Origin of the sequence: Pedobacter lithocola, assembly GCF_042650845.1 — a bacterium.
In the GTDB taxonomy this organism is placed as follows: domain Bacteria; phylum Bacteroidota; class Bacteroidia; order Sphingobacteriales; family Sphingobacteriaceae; genus Pedobacter; species Pedobacter lithocola.
On sequence record NZ_JBHSBW010000007.1, the window covers coordinates 1,440,765 to 1,460,041 of the forward strand.

General features: G+C 35.7%; 10 protein-coding genes. All 10 read right to left on the reverse strand.

The window, feature by feature from the left end:
* Positions 1–3 precede the first annotated feature (3 nt).
* A complete protein-coding gene (locus tag ACFOWA_RS08515) occupies positions 4–1,842 on the reverse strand; it encodes a glycoside hydrolase family 35 protein (RefSeq protein ID WP_378983981.1) in 1,839 nt (612 codons plus the stop codon).
* 83 nt (positions 1,843–1,925) lie between these two features.
* Positions 1,926–3,038: a glycoside hydrolase family 43 protein gene (locus ACFOWA_RS08520; protein ID WP_378983983.1), complete on the reverse strand. Its 1,113-nt coding sequence runs from the start codon at positions 3,036–3,038 to the stop codon at positions 1,926–1,928.
* A 100-nt stretch (positions 3,039–3,138) separates the two neighbouring features.
* Positions 3,139–4,764, reverse strand: a complete 1,626-nt coding sequence (locus tag ACFOWA_RS08525; protein ID WP_378983985.1) for a RagB/SusD family nutrient uptake outer membrane protein — start codon at positions 4,762–4,764, stop codon at positions 3,139–3,141.
* A gap of 10 nt (positions 4,765–4,774) precedes the next feature.
* Positions 4,775–7,768, reverse strand: a complete 2,994-nt coding sequence (locus ACFOWA_RS08530) for a SusC/RagA family TonB-linked outer membrane protein (RefSeq protein ID WP_378983988.1) — start codon at positions 7,766–7,768, stop codon at positions 4,775–4,777.
* 352 nt (positions 7,769–8,120) lie between these two features.
* Entirely contained in the window at positions 8,121–9,374 is a 1,254-nt protein-coding gene (locus ACFOWA_RS08535) for a DUF2264 domain-containing protein (RefSeq protein ID WP_378983991.1), read from the reverse strand.
* Positions 9,375–9,390: 16 nt separating this feature from the next.
* Entirely contained in the window at positions 9,391–10,515 is a 1,125-nt protein-coding gene (locus tag ACFOWA_RS08540) for a glycoside hydrolase family 88/105 protein (protein WP_378983993.1), read from the reverse strand.
* Positions 10,512–12,683 carry a family 43 glycosylhydrolase gene (locus tag ACFOWA_RS08545; RefSeq protein WP_378983996.1) on the reverse strand — a complete coding sequence of 724 codons (2,172 nt, stop codon included), beginning with the start codon at positions 12,681–12,683 and terminating at the stop codon, positions 10,512–10,514. Before ACFOWA_RS08545 ends, ACFOWA_RS08540 begins: the two co-directional genes overlap by 4 nt.
* A 1-nt stretch (position 12,684) precedes the next feature.
* A complete protein-coding gene (locus ACFOWA_RS08550) occupies positions 12,685–14,094 on the reverse strand; it encodes a BNR repeat-containing protein (protein ID WP_378983998.1) in 1,410 nt (469 codons plus the stop codon).
* Positions 14,095–14,156: 62 nt separating this feature from the next.
* On the reverse strand, positions 14,157–15,125 hold the full coding sequence (locus ACFOWA_RS08555; RefSeq protein WP_378984001.1) for a glycoside hydrolase family 43 protein: 969 nt from the start codon (positions 15,123–15,125) through the stop codon (positions 14,157–14,159).
* 86 nt (positions 15,126–15,211) lie between these two features.
* A complete protein-coding gene (locus ACFOWA_RS08560; protein WP_378984004.1) occupies positions 15,212–19,252 on the reverse strand; it encodes a hybrid sensor histidine kinase/response regulator transcription factor in 4,041 nt (1,346 codons plus the stop codon).
* Positions 19,253–19,277 lie beyond the last annotated feature (25 nt).

A 19,277-nucleotide genomic window follows, 5' to 3' on the forward strand; every position in this document is an offset into this window, starting at 1 on the left:
ATCTTATTTTATCAATGAGAGATTCACCTTATCTAAAATAGGTTTATTTCTGGCTTTTAATACATTTTGTTGAGGTTTTAACAATTCTAAAACAACAACCTCATTTTTACCAACCTTTAACCACTCTTTTGGCACATATAAAGTTTGTTGTGGCCCGATAGACCAGTATTTACCTAAATTATGTCCGTTAAGCCAAACTACACCTTTACCCCAATCCGTCATGTCTAAATAGGTATCACCAACTTTTGTAATATTGAATGTGCCTTTTTGAATTGATGGACCTTCGCTTAATTTATTTGTTTGAGCATTTTTTGCAGAAAGTGCAGTTAGATTGTTAAATGGCATGCTAAACATTTCCCAATTGTTTATTTCTTTGCCAGCAAAAAGTACTTTTTCGGTAATACCTTTTTTATTTTCTAAAAGGTATTTACCAAAATTTATCCTGCCCATGTTTTCAACAAAAATATCCAATTGTACTTCACCATCAGGTAATTCAAGCTCAACACTATCTAAAAGTGTTCTTCTATCTAAAACCCCTACGCTCTTTTGATTAATAAAAACCAAAGCATAATCTCTTAATTGTTTAACCTGAAGCAAACCTTTTCTGCCACCCGCAATTTTGGTGCGATAAAGCATGTATCCATAATCTTGCTTTAAATCTTCGAATGTTAAAGGCTTTTCGTTTTTTACTGAAGTTGGTAATGCATTAAGTAAACTTAAGCTACTGGTTAATTTAAATGGTGCGATTGTAATTGTTGTTTTAGCTATAGGAATAGCAGGTAACTTTTTGCCTTTTGGCAGGTGCTTTTCTATAACCGCCCTAAACTGCCTAAATTTCTCTGTTGCATTTCCAGCCTCATCAAGGGGTGCATCATAATCATAACTACTTATTTGCGGCTCGTAAGGCGAAATATCTTTATAGTTTGCCCCATTCATAAATGCTCGTGTGGTACCACCATGAAACATATACATATTGATGGAAATTCCGGCTGCTAAAACCGAATCTAACTTACCAGTATATTTTTCTGCAGGTACGGTGTGATGTGGTGTTCCCCACCAATCGAACCAGGCCGGGTACCATTCTGCAATAAAATACGGACCTTTACCATTATGGTATTTATCAATCATTGCTTTTACGCGTTGTGGATTATCTTGACCATTAATGGCTGGCAATAAGCCAGATAAGTACCCTCCTTTTATATCAGCTTCTGGGTCGCAGGTGTATAATAAACCATCAAAACCAGCCTCAATAAACATTTTTCTGTTGATATCTAAATATTCTTTATCGGCTGCGTAAGAGCCGTATTCATTTTCTACTTGCACCATAAGCACGTTACCGCCATGGTTTACCTGTAGTGGCGCCAGTTGTTTTCCAACCTCATTTATATACTTTCTGTACTCTTCCAAATACTGAGATTCTTTACTGCGAACCACTAAACCGTTCTCTGTTTGCAACCAGTACGGATAACCGCCAAATTCCCATTCTGCACACACGTAAGGACTTGGCCTTAAGATAACCCACAGTCCTTCTTCCTTTGCAATTTTTACAAATTCTGCAATGTTATTGTTCCCCGAGAAATCAAATTTTCCTTTTTGAGGTTCGTGCAAATTCCAAAAAACATAAGTACCGATGGTATTTAAACCCATGGCTTTAGCCATTTTCATTCTATCTCGCCAGGCTTCTTTAGGTACTCGTGGATAATGAATTTCTCCGGAGATAATTTGAAACGTTTTTCCATCGAGCAAAAAATCATTATTGCCCAATTGAAATGTATGTTTCTGCTGCGTAAATCCGTTTAGTGAAAAACACAGGCAAATAATTAATAATATATTTTTTTTCATTTTGATTTTTAGGTAGCTGATTTTAAGGCAAAGTTTAAACACAACTTTGATATGTTTGCCTTACAATAATGTTGTGCCTTTACTTATTTAAAAACACTCATGTCCCACTTATCTTTCCATTCGATTTTTAACTTGTCATCTTCAAACTGAATTGGTAGCCATAAATACCTTCCGTCTATTGCATTTTTAGGCTCCCATTTATCGGCCATGAAAATAAATGCATTTTTTCTGCCAGGCGCAGGAAGCACATAAGTACTCTGTCCGCCAAACGTTTTATCGGCTCCGGGACCAACACAAGGATTTCCCATATATTCCCATTTACCAAAAAGAGATTTCGCTTTAAACCATCTTGCTGGGTTTGGTGCCCATCCTGTGCATCCCGAACCTACCATATAGTAAGTTCCGTTTTTCTTAAATAAAGCAGGTGCTTCGGTTTGTTCGCCAACGTAAATACGGATAAACTTTCCGGTGTGACCTAAATAATTAGGTGTTAATTCTGCCAGATGCAAAGTAAAATTCTCTTCAGATGAAAATATGTGATAGGCTTTCCCATCATCATCAACAAAAACAGTCATATCTCTGGCCATTTGCCCACCTGGTAAATCGCGACAGAAAAATCCATCGCTTTTATTAGCGGGCTTATCGCAATTAACTTTTTCGGTTTCTGGTGTTTGATCTGAATAGAACGGCATTTTGCCGGCATTTGGGCGATAGCTTTTAATAAAAGTATATGGTCCTGTAACTTTATCGGCTGTGGCTACGCCTGCACGTGCAGCTTCGTAACCTTTGCCTAAAAGTTCTAAATGAAACCACATTACATATTTTTTGGTCTTTTTGTTATAAACAACTTTTGGTCTTTCTAAAATACAGCCCTTAGCAATATCACTTTTTAAATCTTCAGAAACTGAAAGTGCAATGCCTTCATCTTTCCAGTTGTATAAATCTTTTGATGAATAGCAATGCACACCCACTTGTGCTGTGTTGCCTTTTTCGCCTGCTATTTTATGCTCGCCAAACCAATAATAAACACCTTTGCTTTCTACAATACCACCACCGTGGGCATTAATATGAATACCATTATTATCTTTCCAGATTTTACCAGGGGTAAACGCTGTGTAGGTTTCTTGTGAAAAAACCTGAAAACCAATAAAACAATAAATAATTAAAGTGCAGATAAATGGAATAGGCTTGTGCATAAAAACGATTTAAGGATGAATAAAAAATTGAAGATAGCAATTGAGTTTTAAAAAATCGGGTCATCCAAAGACGACCCGAAAAACTAACCATAATATTTTTTTAGTAACCAGGATTTTGTGTTAACACAGCATCCTTATTTAACTGTATTTCACTTAAAGGAATAGGCAACAACAATGCTTTTGATGTTAAACCAGTAATTGGTTTCGACGCATCATTTGAATTTAAACGCAATGCTCTTTCTACCAAAGTACCTGTTCTCATTAAAGTCATACGTCTGTTTTCCTCGCCAATTAGTTCTCTTGCTCTTTCATCAAGAATAAAATCTTTAGTCATTTGAGCAGCTGTTACCTGATCGGCGTTAGCTCTTGTTCTAAGTACATTAATAGTAGCAGCGGCTTCGGCTGTTTTACCTTGGGCAACCTGAGCTTCAGCAAGCAATAGGTATGTTTCGCCCAAACGCATCAAGATAAAATCTTTAATCATTGCGTATCCAAATGTATCATTCGGATCGAATGCACCCCACTTGGTTGTGCTTGGGCAAATATTTATTAACGTATCAGGACCAGTAAACGGAACTTGTTTACCAAATCTCGCAGCATAAATTGGATTTGGGTCGTTGTAATAATATCTTCTACGGATATTGTATTGAGAATTACGCATATCGTTTCCTTTGTACAAACCATACAGCACCCAGTTGCTTAAACGTAACCTACCAACGGAACGACCGCCTAGTGAATCTGCCAAAGCCATACCTGCAATGTTATAATATGCAGCACCAAAAACTCTTCTCTGTTGCGGGCTATCACTTATGCCGCCAACAACACTTGCAGGATTTTCTTGCTCCAAAACCCAAATTGCTTCGGTGTTGCCTTGTACTCTTCTTTGGTTTCCATATTGAAACATATCAGAATAATAATCACCTCGCTGACTGGTTTTAACACCATAACGGTTTCTTATCAAACTAAATTTACCGCTGCTGATAATGGCTTGTGCTTGTTGTTCAGCCAAATCTGGTTTGCCCATTCTTAAATAAACCTCTGCTAATAATTGCATTGCCATAAATTTATTGGCTCTGCCATACATTTTGCCTTTAGTATTTGTTTTTACAGCTTCAATATCAGGAAGATTTGTAACTGCATAAACCAAATCAGATACGATTTGATTGTTGACATCGGCTATTGGTGCTCTAACAAAATCGGTTTTTGGACCAGATAATGCTTGAGTTATTAATGGTACACCGCCAAATAGTGTTGCTAAGTTATTATATGCGTATGCTCTAAAAAATTTAGCTTCGGCACTAACCAATCTTTTACCATTAGCACTTAAAGTAGTAACACTTGGGTTTTCAATGCCATCTACAATGATGTTGGTTAAATTAACCATGATGTAATTTCTGTTCCAGGTACGTGCAGCACCATTGTCAGTAGGCGTTAGTGTTGCGTAATTGTAATAAGGAATTTCTACGCCTTGTTGGTTATTTGTAGCATTTGCAACATCCGTACCAACTTGCCATACGCTTGGCCAACCTTGCTGGTCGGACCATGTAAAAATAGTACTGGTGTGGTTATACAATCCAATTAACGATGCTTCGAACCCTAAAGAATCTGTAAGTGTTAATGGTGTATATGATGAAAATGGTTTCTCATCCAGAAATGCTTTTTTGCATGATGAGAATGCAATAAACAATACGGATAGTGATGCGATTATGGTTATATATTTTTTCATGATGATTATATTAACGTAATGAAACATTTAAACCCAGTACGAATGTTCTTGTTATTGGATAATTATTTACCCAATCGCCCGAACCTCTAGATGAGTAATTATTTTCTGGATCCCAACCTACCCAATTGGTAAACGTATGAAGGTTACGCCCACTTGCATAAACAGTTAGGCTACCTAAATGCAATTTATCAAGAATATTTTGTGAGAACACATAGCTTAAAGTAACATCCTTAATTCTGGTGTAACTCGCATCAGATGCATATCCATAACCCAAAGTATTGTTATAAGACAATGCCGGACGAGTTTGACTCATGTTTTCTGGTGTCCAGTAACCAATTTCTGCAGGGGTATTCCTTCTACCAGTTTCATCACCATAAGTTAAATCCTGGTTATTTTTAGTCATGCCTTGAGCAGTTTGAATAAACACACTTAAGTTGATGTTTTTGTAATGAAAGGTATTGGTTAAACCACCTGTCCATTTAGGATCTATTTGTCCTAAAATAGTTCTATCGTCTGCGGTAATTCTGCCATCACCATTTAAATCTGCAAATTTTAAGCTACCTGGTCTGGCTGTAGGATCTTGCTTAGAAACATCTTCACCTGTTTGCCAAATTCCAGTCATTTGATAATCGTATACAACCCTAATTGGCTTGCCTAAAAACCATCTGTTACCTAAATCATCTTTGCCATCGCCATACAAATCGGTAATTTTATTTTTATTGGTTGCAAAAACTATCATGGTTTCCCAGCGAAAATCTTTCCCAGCGAAGTTTTGAGTATTTAAAGTTATTTCTAAACCTTTGTTGCTTGTTTTACCTATATTTTCAAACACGTTGCTGTAACCTGTAATTATCGGCAGGCTTCTTCTTAATAATAAACCGCTGGTTTTATTTTGATAGGCCTCTACAGTACCAGAAATTCTGTTGTTTAAAATTCCAAAATCTAAACCAATATTTGCGGTTTTTGTAGTTTCCCATAATAATGAAGAGTTACCTAAATTATTAGGAATTACACCAATTGTACTTATACCATTAAAAGGATAGCGTACAGAGCCTTCGGTTGTAATGGTTCTGTAAACATCAACAGCTTCATTACCGGTTTTACCGTATGATAATCTCAATTTTAAATTGTTGATTAGCTTCACATTTTTCATAAAGCTTTCATTGGTAATGTTCCAACCCACTGCAGCCGATGGAAAAACACCATATTTTGTAGTGTTTGCACCAAATACCGATGAACCATCTCTACGAGCTGTTAAGGTTAAAAGATAACGGCTATCATAAGAATAAAATAAACGAATCATTTGCGAATTAAGTCCGTATCTATCTCTATAAGAACCACTAGTTTGTGTTGCTCCAGCACCTATGTTATCTAAACCCAATTCATCATTAATAAAGCCTACAGCGCCTGCAGTAGTTTCATTATATTTCCGTTCTTGTGCACTGTATAGCGCAGTTACATCAAAATGATGCTTTTTTATGTCTTTAGAGTAGGTTAAAATGTTTTCTAATGTGTAGCTATTTGTTGATGCATTAAAGCTTCTTGCTGTACCATTTAAATCATTAGCTAATCGGCCAATATAACTGCCTTCTCTTCTTGGTAAATATGTGTAACCTGCGTTTAACCTGAATTTTAAACCGGTTAACGCTCCGGGGAATTTAATTTCAGCATAGCCATTTCCATTGAGATTTGTAGATCTACTAATTCTTGTAGTAGTTAAACCTAATAATGGATTTGTATATAGTTGCTCAGGCTCCATAGGAAAAATTTTGTATGTGCCGTTTGCATTATATTCTTGTCCGTAAGGACTCATTGCTGTTGCGAACAATAAATTTGCTCTTCCACCATCATCGTTATTACTGGTTAAAAATAAAGATGTACCAACGGTTAAGAAACTAGTTATATTCACATCTAAATTAGAGCGTAAACCAATACGTGTAAAATTGTATCCTTTTATAACACCTTTTTGATCTAAGTAATCGCCAGAGATGAAATATTTAACTTCTGGCGTTCCACCTGAAATACTAACATTATGATCTTGAATAATGCCTTGCTGTGTAGCCTCCTTTACCCAATCGGTAGTTGTACCCGCATTGTAAGCTGGTAACTCGCCAATATTTGGTACTGGGCGTTGTTGTACCTGACCAGTTTGTTTCAGAAAGTCGGCATATTTTTGTGCGTATTCTGGTCCGGTACGTGGCTCTAAAATATTGGCTAAATTATCTATACCTGCATATCCGCTATAACGTATAACAGGCTTACCAGTTGTACCTCTTTTGGTTGTAATTAAGATTACACCATTAGAACCATTTGTACCATAAATTGCGGTAGCACTCGCGTCTTTTAAAATCTCAACCGATGCGATATCATTTGGATTAATATCATTTAAAGAACCGCCTGTTTTGCTTAATGGCACACCATCAACCACTACATATGGTCCGGTACCTGCGGTAATAGAGTTTTGCCCTCTAATTAATGCACTTGGCTGAGAGCCTGGAACAGATGAGGTTGTAGTAACATTTACACCAGCAACAGCACCTTCGATAGATTGTAAAATGTTGGTAACAGGTAGCTGCGATAATCTTGCTTTTGGAACAGAAACAACCGAACCCGTAACATCAGAACGTTTTTGAGTACCGTAACCAATTACAACAACATCGTTTAATGTTTTATTTGGCTCCTCGGCCAGGGATACATTAACCTGTGTTTGGTCGCCCGCAACAACTGTTTTTGAGGTGTAACCTATAAAGCTATACACCAATGTTTCGCCTTTTAAAGCGGCAATTCTATATCGTCCGTTTCCATCGGATATTGCGATTTTTGATGAGGTTTGATTTTTGATGGTTACCCCTGGGATTGGGCCACCTTTTGCATCTAATATAACACCTGTTACATCAGTATTTGCTGTTTGTGCATACAAGTGATTTGGGTTTATTTCAGCAATAAGAAATACTGCAATTAATACCAGAATGCACCTTAATGGTGATAGTAAATTTTTTAGCATAATAGTTATTTGGTTAGTTTGTTCTATACTTTGCGGATTGATTTCCTAAATCAATCTATTTTTAAAACCTTTCAGGTTTTAAAAATTATTGGCCATGAATGGCATCGGTAGTTATGGATGACTTTCTTTGCTCATAGGCTTATTTTATAATTTGGTTAAAACAAATAACAATAAATTATCTGCTTTGAATGAGGGGTAATACGGTAATTAATAGGGGTATAATTGTTATTTTACAGCACAAATTGACATTTAAAGACAATATTGATTAATAAGTTGCAAATTTTAAACGTAAAAAACACGTTTATTTAATTGGCTAAAATAGCTTCATCAATCGAAAAATTGAGAGATGAATTTATCTTAAATCGGCGCTGTGATCGTTAGGAAAATCTTCACCTGCCCAGATTTTTTGCGAACTCCATTTTGCTGGTGGATTTGCCCAAAAAGCATCTGTTGATGGCAAACCTAAGGGAAGAAAAATATTTGTGCAGATGTATGGACTCCCTTGGTTATTATAAAAATCGCCCAAATCTGGTTGGGAACCGTACAAGCCAATGGTTAGCCATCCGTTTTTATAGGTTGTAGGACTTTCTAAAGTCTTTTTAATTACTGCAGTTAAAGCACAACGAACTTGCTCAAGACTAAGCTGCTTTGGTAAAACCTTTCTTAAAGCCATATCTGCTAAATGATGAAATGCACCACCGCGATGCACTATTGAACGCCCGGTTGCCGGGTAAGTCCCATCCGTATTGATTAATCGCTCTTGAATAATTGCATAACGTTCATTCCGTTTTCTGATTTTTTCAAACAGGTTGTTATAATCTTTGGTTTTGCTTCCTATAATCGCAGCTATGCCAGCCAAATATGGATGAATTACATAACTATTGTAGTAATCAAATGCATAAGTGCTGCCATCTTTATACATGCCATCGCCAACATACCATTGTTCCATTTGTTGCATGGCGTAATCAACACGCATAGGATCCCAAGTGTAGCCAAACTTTGCCAAGAATGCTTCGTTCATTGCAGAAAACAATAACCAATTGCTAAACACTGGTTTAAATTTTCTGGTAGTAACGATAGATTTCATCATTAGCTCCTGATTTTTTTTATCCAAATTTTCCCAAAGCCATGGTGCACGAATAAATGCCAGTGCAACATAAGAGGCATCTACCAACTGCTGACCACCAATATCATAGTTCATAAAATCTTTTGCGTTCGAATCCAACGAATTTTTTAAACCCTGAATTACCCACTGTCTGTATTGATTTCTTAAGGCAACTTCAGCAGCATCTCCACCTTCTAACTGTAGCCAGGGTGCAATTCCGCTTAAAACCCTACCTAAAACCTCAACATACTGAACTTTAATTCTATGCTCTTTGTTATCAATATGGATTGATGTAACCTTTGGCATATTTATGCGTAAACTATCTTTTGCTAGATTATACAAAACGGGTTTCACCATTTTATCCATCTGTTGCAGCCAGAATTGCCTATCGCTTAAAACTGCTGTCTTTTTACTGGTTTTCTTTTGCTGAGCAAATACAGATATTGAACAGCAAGCAAGCATCAATATGGTAAGCGATAATTTCTTTATAGGGATATTCATGAGTATTTTAGTTCGGTTATTTTTTTAAGTACCTGTACATCTCGCAGTTGGCCAAAAGAAAAGCACCAACGCCAAAATTTGCAGTTGAGTTAGCATCTACAATTTGTCCGGGTATCGCCTTTTCTCCAATCGGTTGAACGTAGCCAACTTTTCCATTATCTTGTAGAGCTGTTTTTGTTAAATAATTCCAACCTTCTAATGCAGCTGGTAAATAGGTTTTTTTATCTAAATGGCCATTGTTTATTCCCCATAATAATCCATAGGTAAAGAATGCCGTTCCGCTGGTTTCACGCCCTGGAGCATGCTCAGCATCTAGCATACTTCGTGTCCAATAACCTTCTTTCTGTTGGCTTTTTAAAATGGCATCGGCCATGCCTTTGTATTTTGCTATATACTCATTTCTGTGCCTATCCGATTTTGGCAAATCTTTAAGCACTTTGGCTAAACCTGCAAATACCCAACCATCGCCTCGGGCCCAAAAATCTTTCTTACCATTTGTGCTCTTATGTTGCGGATAAACATATTTAGCATCCCGATAGTAAAGTTTCGCTTCCGCATCGTACATGATGCTGTTCGCATAGGTAAAATATTCATAAAGTTTATCCAAATACAAAGTGTTGCCTGTGGTTTTGTACAGTTTTGTCATAACCGGCATCACCATGTACAAGCCATCCGCCCACCACCAATAATCGTTTTGCGGAGTACTCATTTCATATTCCATCACTTCTTTTGCCCTGGCAATTTTATACGCTTCGGGTTTTAAATGGTATAAATCGATGTAAGTTTGAAAGCATATTTGCCAATCGCCAAATAAAACGTGTTCATCGGTTTCGCCGTATTTATATTTCCATACACCTTTATCGGTCGATTTTGCACCCATCCATTGGTTATGTATGGCCCAATCTTCTGAGTATTTGCGATACGTTTCATTTTTGGTTAATGCAACAACTTCCATATTGCCAGTATGATAAGCTGCGTTATCCCAAAAAGAACGAACTTGGGCTTTATTATTGGCTTGCCAATAGGTATTTACTTTATCAATAATGTTAAGCACTTCTTTTTTCGACGGCAGTTTTTGAGCATTTGATGCTATGGCTACAAAGAGTAGCATCAAAAAGCTGATGGAGGATGTTATCTTCATTTATTTATAGGTGTAATTCCGGTAAGTGTTGGTATAATTTTTTTGATGCTTCCATCTGCATTGAATTCTAATTTATCGATACAAACTTCTCTATTAAAACCCGCAGCACTACCCATTTTAATTCCGTTTGGACGAGTAAACCGATGGTAAATCATGTACCATTCATCTTTGCCTGGTACTTGAATCACACTATTATGTCCTGTTCCGTAAATACCATTATCCACATCTTTTGCTAAAATCAGATTGTTATCGGGCATGGTGATTTTACCTGTTGGCGAATCAGAATAGCCATATCTAACCCTGTAGTTTTCGCTTCTTGTATCATCTTCCGACCATAGAAAATAGTATTTACCATTGCGATAAAAAACCTCCGTACCTTCTCTAAAATCTTTATTTGGTGTGATTATTTTTATAGCATTTGTATCGATAGAAATCATATCAGCATTGAGTGGCGCAACCGCCATATAACCATTGCCCCAATACAAATAACTTTTATTGGTATTTGGATCGGTAAAAACATCAGGGTCTATCTCCTGTCCGCCTTTTATACCAGCAGGTTTTGAGGCAATTAATGCTTTTCCAGTATCTTTAAACGGACCGATAGGATTATCAGCTACTGCCACTCCTACTTTTTGTGCAGCGGTAAAGTAGTAGAAATATTTATACGCACCATTTATTTTTTGCTCGGTAATGGTTGGCGCCCAGGCGTTTCGTTTTCCCCAACTAACATCTTTAACCAAATCTAAAATTACACCTTCATCTTTCCAGTTAACCAAATCTGGTGATGAAAATGTTTTAAAATAGGTACCACTCCAATTCGTAAATCCATCGCTGGTTGGGTATAAATAATACTTTTTCGTTTTTTGAGCATATAAAATTTCAGGGTCTGCATAGAAACCTGTTAATACCGGATTATTATTTACAACGGCAGATACCTCATAAACTACACTTGGTTGCCCGGTAATTTCAACCGTTATTTTCTGCGTACCTTTTGTAAAATCTAACTTCCCTTTCGGGCTAATTGCTATTCCTGGATAGGTAGCAAACTCTGGGTCGAAGCTTTTTAAATTTGTACCACAATTTACAGGCAGGAATAATTTTTTATTAACGCTATCTACAACGATGTTATTCTTTTTGATGAATGTAGATTGTGCAGATTTAAATACCGATTTAGCATTGTACCACTTGGCAACCAAGCTTTCCATCTCCGAACCGGTAATTGGCAGTACTGTTCCGTGCCTTGGATGGAAATCCATTGTTACCTCATTATCAACAACTTTAAAGGTTTCTAAATCTTTGCTTTTTGTAAATTGATATTTGCCTTTCATGTACACATCGTACATCAAAATGTAATCATCGCTATTATTTAATTTAAAAACACCAGCACCTTCTACAGCTTCTGTTGTTTGTTGCAAATATCTATCCTGTAAAACATAACCTTTAGTTAATTCACTTGAAACGGCTTTTTTTATGCCATTACCATTGCCTTCGGTTTTAAAAAATAGGTTATATTTTCCGTTCTGATAAATGATATCGCCATCAATACAAGAACCATTCGTCGGACTAAAAAACAATTGTTTTGGTTCGGTTTCTAAATCAGTAAAATCGGCGTTTGCATAAGCATAATAGATTTTATCGGGGTCTTTGCCATGTTTCATAGACCAATACACCATATATTTTTTCTGCTTACTATCGTAAATGGTTTGCGGTGCCCAAACACGAAGCAAATTCTCGTTATTAGGAAATCGGTTCTGAATGTTAATAACAGAGGAAGTCCAGTTTATTAAATCGGTCGATTTTAGCAACACCATTGCCCGGTTAGAATCCCATCCTTTAGCCGAAACCATATCGGTAACCACCATATAAAATGTTTTTCCATCATCACCACGCAAAATATGCGGATCGCGAACACCACCTGTAGAGCTTATTTTTTCTGAAGAAATAATCGCTTCATCATTATTTAGAGCATTAAAAGAGTATCCATTTTTGCTTATAGCGTAATGTACTGCTTCTTCTTTTTTATCATTTCCAGTGAAATAAACAAAAAGATAGCCTGAGTTTTTATCGGTATTGCTTGCTGCTTTTTGAGCAAAAGATTGAAACGAAAAAAAGCAAAAAAACAAACTAAATATGATGTTAGCATGCTTTCGTATGGTTGGTCTGTTCATGTTATTTCTTCAATATTGGTTTCCATTGTAAAACTTTAACGGCGGTAGGTTTTGATGCTGCTTTGCCTTCTCCATCAATTTGAATTACATTTTGAAGATAGAGGTTTAATATGGTTTTATTTTTCCATAATTCGGTGTCGTAACTTGGTTCCCAATCACCTACGCTTTCTGTTATAAAATCTTTAATTTGCCAATTATTTGATATAATATCTTGGTTTATAGCAATTGAAGCCTTGTTCGCACGTTCGGCATCTCTAAAAATTATACCCGCAGCAAAACGGTTTTTGTTAGGCCAAACGATAATCTGCGGTCGTGAGATTGGAATTTTTTTAGTGCCACCACCGCTTAAACTAAAAGGTGTTTTTCGGAAAGATAAATTGTTTACTTTCCAGTTATTTCCATCATTAAAAACAATATGGTATTGAGGTATTGAATCTTGATTTTCCCGCCAATAGCCAGCTATAAAAACCTTTCCGTTGGCATCGGCATACATCGATGTTTGATTAATCAATTCACTTTTTTGCGGAATTTTTAAAGCGTATTCTGCATTAGATTCTACTATTGGTAGTTTATATTTTTCTCCTGTTGATTTTTGCCAGGTTAAGCCACCATCAAGAGATTTTGCATAGCATAAATCATGATTGCTGGCTACATCCGGACTTTCTCTCCAAACCCAAGATAGGTGAATTGCACCTTTGGTATCAATTGCAACTTGCCAATAAGCGTTTCGTTTTCCTTCACCATCAATCATTCCATCCTGAATGCGCTGCCACGATTTGCTTTTAACAGCGTAACGGTTTATCATTAAGTTACCGTTTCCAGAACCACCATCGCGATAAAAAAACAATAAATCTCCGGCAGGAAGTTTATAAAATTCAGGATAACTGACTTTGACCTCTTTATTGCGAACCATTACTAATTTTTCGCCTAATGTAAGCGAGCCCGCAGAAATCCCTTTAGCGTAGTTTAACGAATTATTGTGCTGACCCCAAGCTACATGCAAAAAGCCCAAACCATCAACAATTATACTTATCGATTTATGTGCATCAGTTGCATCACCTTTATATTGCGTTCTATTTACACTCCAATTATTCGAGCCATTTTTCCTTTTAGCCAAAACAACAAATTGCTTTGAATCATAATATGCAGCATATTGATAGTTTTTAAAAGTTACCAGAGAATTTTTTCTGAAAATAACCGCGTTGACCGAATTATTTGCCCATCCATTTTCTGCAATGGTGCTAGTTGAAATTTCTTGCGCTCTTAAAAAAATCGGAAAAAGTGAAAATAATGATACAGATAAAATCAGCTTGAAAGCATTTGTTCTTTTGAAAATTAGATTAATCAACGTTTTATATTTGGTTAATCGAAGTACCGAATTTATCCAATTTTGTATAGGGGGTGAAATCATATTTAAAAGGGGGCGTTTTGAGATTCGAAGATAAGAATACGGTCAGACTGGATTAAAATAAATTATTTGGCTTTTTTAATCCCTTCGGATGTCATCACAATTCTTTTCATGGTTCCATCATTGTTGTAATGTAAATAATCGATGCAAACTGAACGCCTGTAACTACCACCATCGGTGTTAATTGCTCCATTGTGGTAAATAAAATATGATTTGCCTTTAAAATCAATAATAGCTTGATGATTGGTGTTTGAGTTACCGGCAATCTCGTTCAAAACTCCTTTGTATTCCCATGGTCCGTTTACATTTTTGCTCATGGCATAAACAATCTTTTCCGGGAAACCCGTTGCATAAGAAAGGTAATACCAATTCTTTCTTTTATGAATCCAGGGTGCTTCAGTAAATTCGGGGATGTTGATGGTTTTTATTGGTCCATCAAGCTCAATCATATTTCTTTTAAGTTTTGCATAATAACATTTTTGATTGCCCCAAAAAAGATAGGCTTGTCCGTCGTTATCTATAATAACCGATGGGTCGATATCATCCCAGGTAATGTTTACATCGGTAGTCATATTATTGGTAATCAATGCTTTTCCTAGCGCATCTTTAAATGGCCCTCTCGGATTATCAGCTACAGCAACACCAATTGATTTTCCACGAATTGTTGCATGTTCTGTAGCTACATACCAATAAAACTTACCATCTCTTTCTATAACCTGCGAAGCCCATGCATCATCTTTTGCCCATTTAAAATCTTTTACATTTAGCGGAGATGGATGCGCTTTCCAGGTTATCATATCTGCAGATGAATAGCAAAGCCAATCATGCATTTCGTAATTGTTTTTAGATTTCGGAGCAACATCATGCCCAGTATAGAGGTAAACGGAATCGCCGGAAACAAAAGCAGCCGGATCGGCAGTGTACTTATCAGTAATAATTGGGTTTCCTTTAGCCACAATAATATTATCCTGCGCTTTAGCATGTATGGTGAGCAGCAATACAGATAAGATTAACAAGGTCGTTTTATATAACATTTTCTTTAATTTAAATTGATGTGAAATGGTTGAGATTGCTTCATATCTTAAAATAACGACCGACTAAAACAAACCACATCTTCACTCTAATTCATTGCATTTATGTTGTAATATTTATGAAAAGTTCTACGGTGTTTTTTTATAAAATCGGATGGTGTGAGCTTAAATAGCTTTTGAAATTGCTCTCTAAAATATTTTATATCGTTAATGCCAACCCTAAACGCAGCTTCATTAATATTTAAATTTGTATTAATCAGCAATTCTGCGGCCTTGCGTAACCGTATAAAGCGTACAAAACCATTAATCGACTGACCTGAAGTAGCTTTGATTTTTTTGTATAAATTAGAATGGCTCATACCTAAATCTGCTGCCAGCGTTTTAACATTAAAACTATCTTCAGTAAGGTTGCTTTCTATAATATTTATACATTGTTGCAAAAAGCCTCTATCTTCTTGCGATACTTTGTGTGTATCAGATTTTAGCGTTATTTCATTATAAAAATACGATTGCAGATTTGTTCTGTTTTTTATAATTCCATTAATTTTAGCAGTAAATAACTCTTTATCAAATGGTTTACTAATAAAATCATAAGCGCCAACTTCAATTCCTTGCAGCCTGATTTCGGCACTCGGGTCGGCTGTTAATAAAATTACTGGAATATGGCTTAAAGCAGAATCTTCTTTAATGGCTTTACAAAGTTCAATTCCGTTAAGTCCGCCCATATTAACATCAGAAATTACAACATCAGGAAGAAATTCTTTGCAAAGTTCGAAACCTTCGATGCCGTTCGTTGCCCTGTAAATTTTAAAATTATCTTTAAAAATTTGGTTGATGTAATCTATAATTTCTGTGTTATCATCTACAACAAGTATAGAATGTAAATCGGATATTAATAAAGCTAGGTTTCCAATGTTTTCTTTTCCTGCCAATTCATTTTCTAGTTCTTCCTCTGCAATTAATTCATTAACATAGGTAAGTTCTGTTTCCATCGGCTTATCATCAGCCAAACTTGTTGGTTCGCCAACAGGCATTTCAATAAAAAAACTTGTACCAATACCATTATTGGTTACATAATATATCTTGCCTTTGTGCAATTCAACAAAATTTTTAACCAGATAAAGTCCTATTCCAAAACCCATTTTTAACGAGGTTTTATTTCTCACTTTATAAAATTTATCAAAAAGTTTTTCACCAACTCCATCCGGAATGCCTGGTCCGCTATCACTCACTTCAATCTTAATTTCATTATCATCAGAAGTAATTTTAAAATCTACAAAGCCACCGTTTGGTGTAAACTTTAAGGCATTTGATAAAAGGTTAAAAAATATAATTTCAAGTTTATCTCTATCTGCGAAGATATTTATCTCTTCATCATCACATTTAAAAGTATAATCGATTTGGTTATTTTTTGCCAAGTAACTAAAGCATAAAAAGATCTCTTTTGCAAAGCGATACAAATTAATTTTTACAATGTTTAGCGTATCGTTTTCACTTTCTGTTTTTCTAAATAGCAACAATTGATCTACCAAACTAAGCAACCTACGCGAGTTGCGATACACCACATTTAAATCGTTTTTCTCCTGACCAGATTCTTTTCCATTTAAAATGTCTTTTATAGGATTTACAATTAAAGTTAGCGGCGTTCTTAATTCGTGAGATATATTGGTGAAAAAGTTTAATTTTTTTTCATTTAAATCCTTTTCACGTTCCATTTTAAGGTTGGTTAAGGCTACCTCGTGTTTAAGGTTTCGTTGCTTGTTGCGATAGGTTTGCAGCACATAATAACCTGCCAAAAATAAGATTAGGTAAATTCCATAAGCCCACCAACTGCGGTACCACGGTGGAAGAATTTTTATAACGATTACCTTTTCGTTGTTACTCCAAACACCTTCTGTATCCGTACTTTTTATGTGTAGCTTATATTCCCCTTCACTTAACCTGGAGTAAAAAGCGGTTGTTAGTTTATTTACATTATTCCAGCCTCTATCCCATCCTTCTAAATAATAAGCATATGATATTTGCTCCTGAAATGAAAATTCGATGGCGGCATAATTAATGGATAAGGAAGAGTTGTATGGAACTGAAATTTGCTGCAAATCAACTATAGATACATTCCTATAAGTAGAATCCAAATCGAGCGGAATATTATTTATTCTAAAATCGGTTAATACGATTTTTGGAATGCGTTTGTTTTCTTTAATACTATCTGGGTAAAATAAGTTGAAGCCGTTAATTCCGCCAAATAAAAAGGCACCATCTTTAAGTTTTAACGCTGCATTGTAATTAAACTGATTGCTTTGTAAACCATCAGAAGTATAGTAGTTTTTGAACGTTCCGTTTTTAACATCAAACTTCGATAAACCATTGTAAGTGCTGCACCATAGATTATCTTTCGAATCGATCAGAATATTTAAGATAGAACTGCTTGGTAAACCATCTTGCTCGGTATATTTCTTTATGCTTTTTGTAGATGGATTGAACTGTAATAAACCACCATCTTCGGTTCCAATCCACAAACGCTGTTGTGAATCTTGATTAATTGTCCTTACCGCCATATTAATATCGGTAAACTGGTGTTGTTTTTTTATCGGATCTATTTTTATCAATGCGGTATAATTACCCGCCCATAGGTTGCCTGCTGCATCTTGAAATAGTGCGTGTATATCTTTTAGGTTATTATCAAAAAGTTCAAATTTATTGGTTTGTAGGTTGTATTTATAGAGTGCTCCGCCCCTGGTTGTACCAGCCCAAATGTTTTTACGCTTATCTTGAAAAAGCTTCCAGATGTTAACTTCTTCTACACCTTTTACATTGTTGTAGCAAGTGTAGTGAATAAATTTTTGCGTTTTTTTATCAAGCCTATCTATGCCACCGCTAAAACTTGCAACCCAAATGTTATTATCAGCATCGTTTAAAATGCTGGTTATAAAGTTACTTTTGAGCGAGCCCGGTTCATTCGTTTGTACATAATTGGTAAATGTATTTTGCTTACGGTTCCATTTGCTTAAACCACCACCGTCTGTTCCAATCCATATATTTTGTTGCTCATCTTCGCTAAAAGATAGAACGAAATTGTTGACCAAAGAATTGCTTTTTAAGGCATCATTTTTTATGGTTCTAAATTGAGTACTTTGCTGGTCTATTAAATTTATGCCACCTCGTAAAGTTGCAATCCATTTTCTTGATTCTCTGTCTTCGTACACTTCTGCTACAGAATTGCTACTTAGCAAACCTTTCTCCTTGCCTGCAGATAAATGATTAAAGTTATTGTTTCTGATATCTAAAACATAAATTCCTGAGCCATCAGTAGATACCCAAAGTTTTCTTTGCTTATCTAACATTAGGTTCATAATGTTATCATTGTTTAGATAATTTTGCGGTTTGGCAAGGGTTTTAGTGTGCCTATCAAATTTATAAAGCCCTGATTCGGTACCAATCCACAGTATATTTTGCTCTCCTTCAATAATTTTAGTTACATTTTTTACATCAGGTTTTATAAGTTTTAACTCGGTACTTAAAGGGTTATAATTGCATAAACCTAAATCTTTAACATAAAACCATAACTGTCCATCATTTGTTAAACAAAGTGCCTTTACTGCATCGTATCGCTTTTTTAACAAAACTTTATATGCAACAGCGCTTCCTTTTTTTAGCACATAAAGTCCATTTTCATCGGTAGCTATATAAACCGTTGCATTTTTATCTATTGCTATTGAATTAACAGAAGCCGTTAAATCAATTTGCTTCCCATGTTCATTTATTTTTAATTTATGGAATTTGGAATCTGCATAACTATAATAAGAAACGCCCTTTTGTGTACCAATCCAAATGCGATTTTGCTCATCACCATTTAAAACAGTTATGTGATTGTTTATAAGAGAATTATCTACTTTTTGATTGTTCCTGAAAACTTTAAAATTGTAGCCATCATATCGGTTCAAACCATCGTAAGTGCCCATCCACATAAATCCAAAACGATCTAAATAAAGAGAATTAACAATGTTGTTTGATAAACCACTTTCTACACCGATGTACTTTATTAATGGTTGAGCCTGCGAAAAACATAAGTTTATGCTGAGCAGAAAACACGTTGCAAAACCGATTAATATCTTGTAAGCAGATGGCATAAATTATACAGAAGAATGATATTTG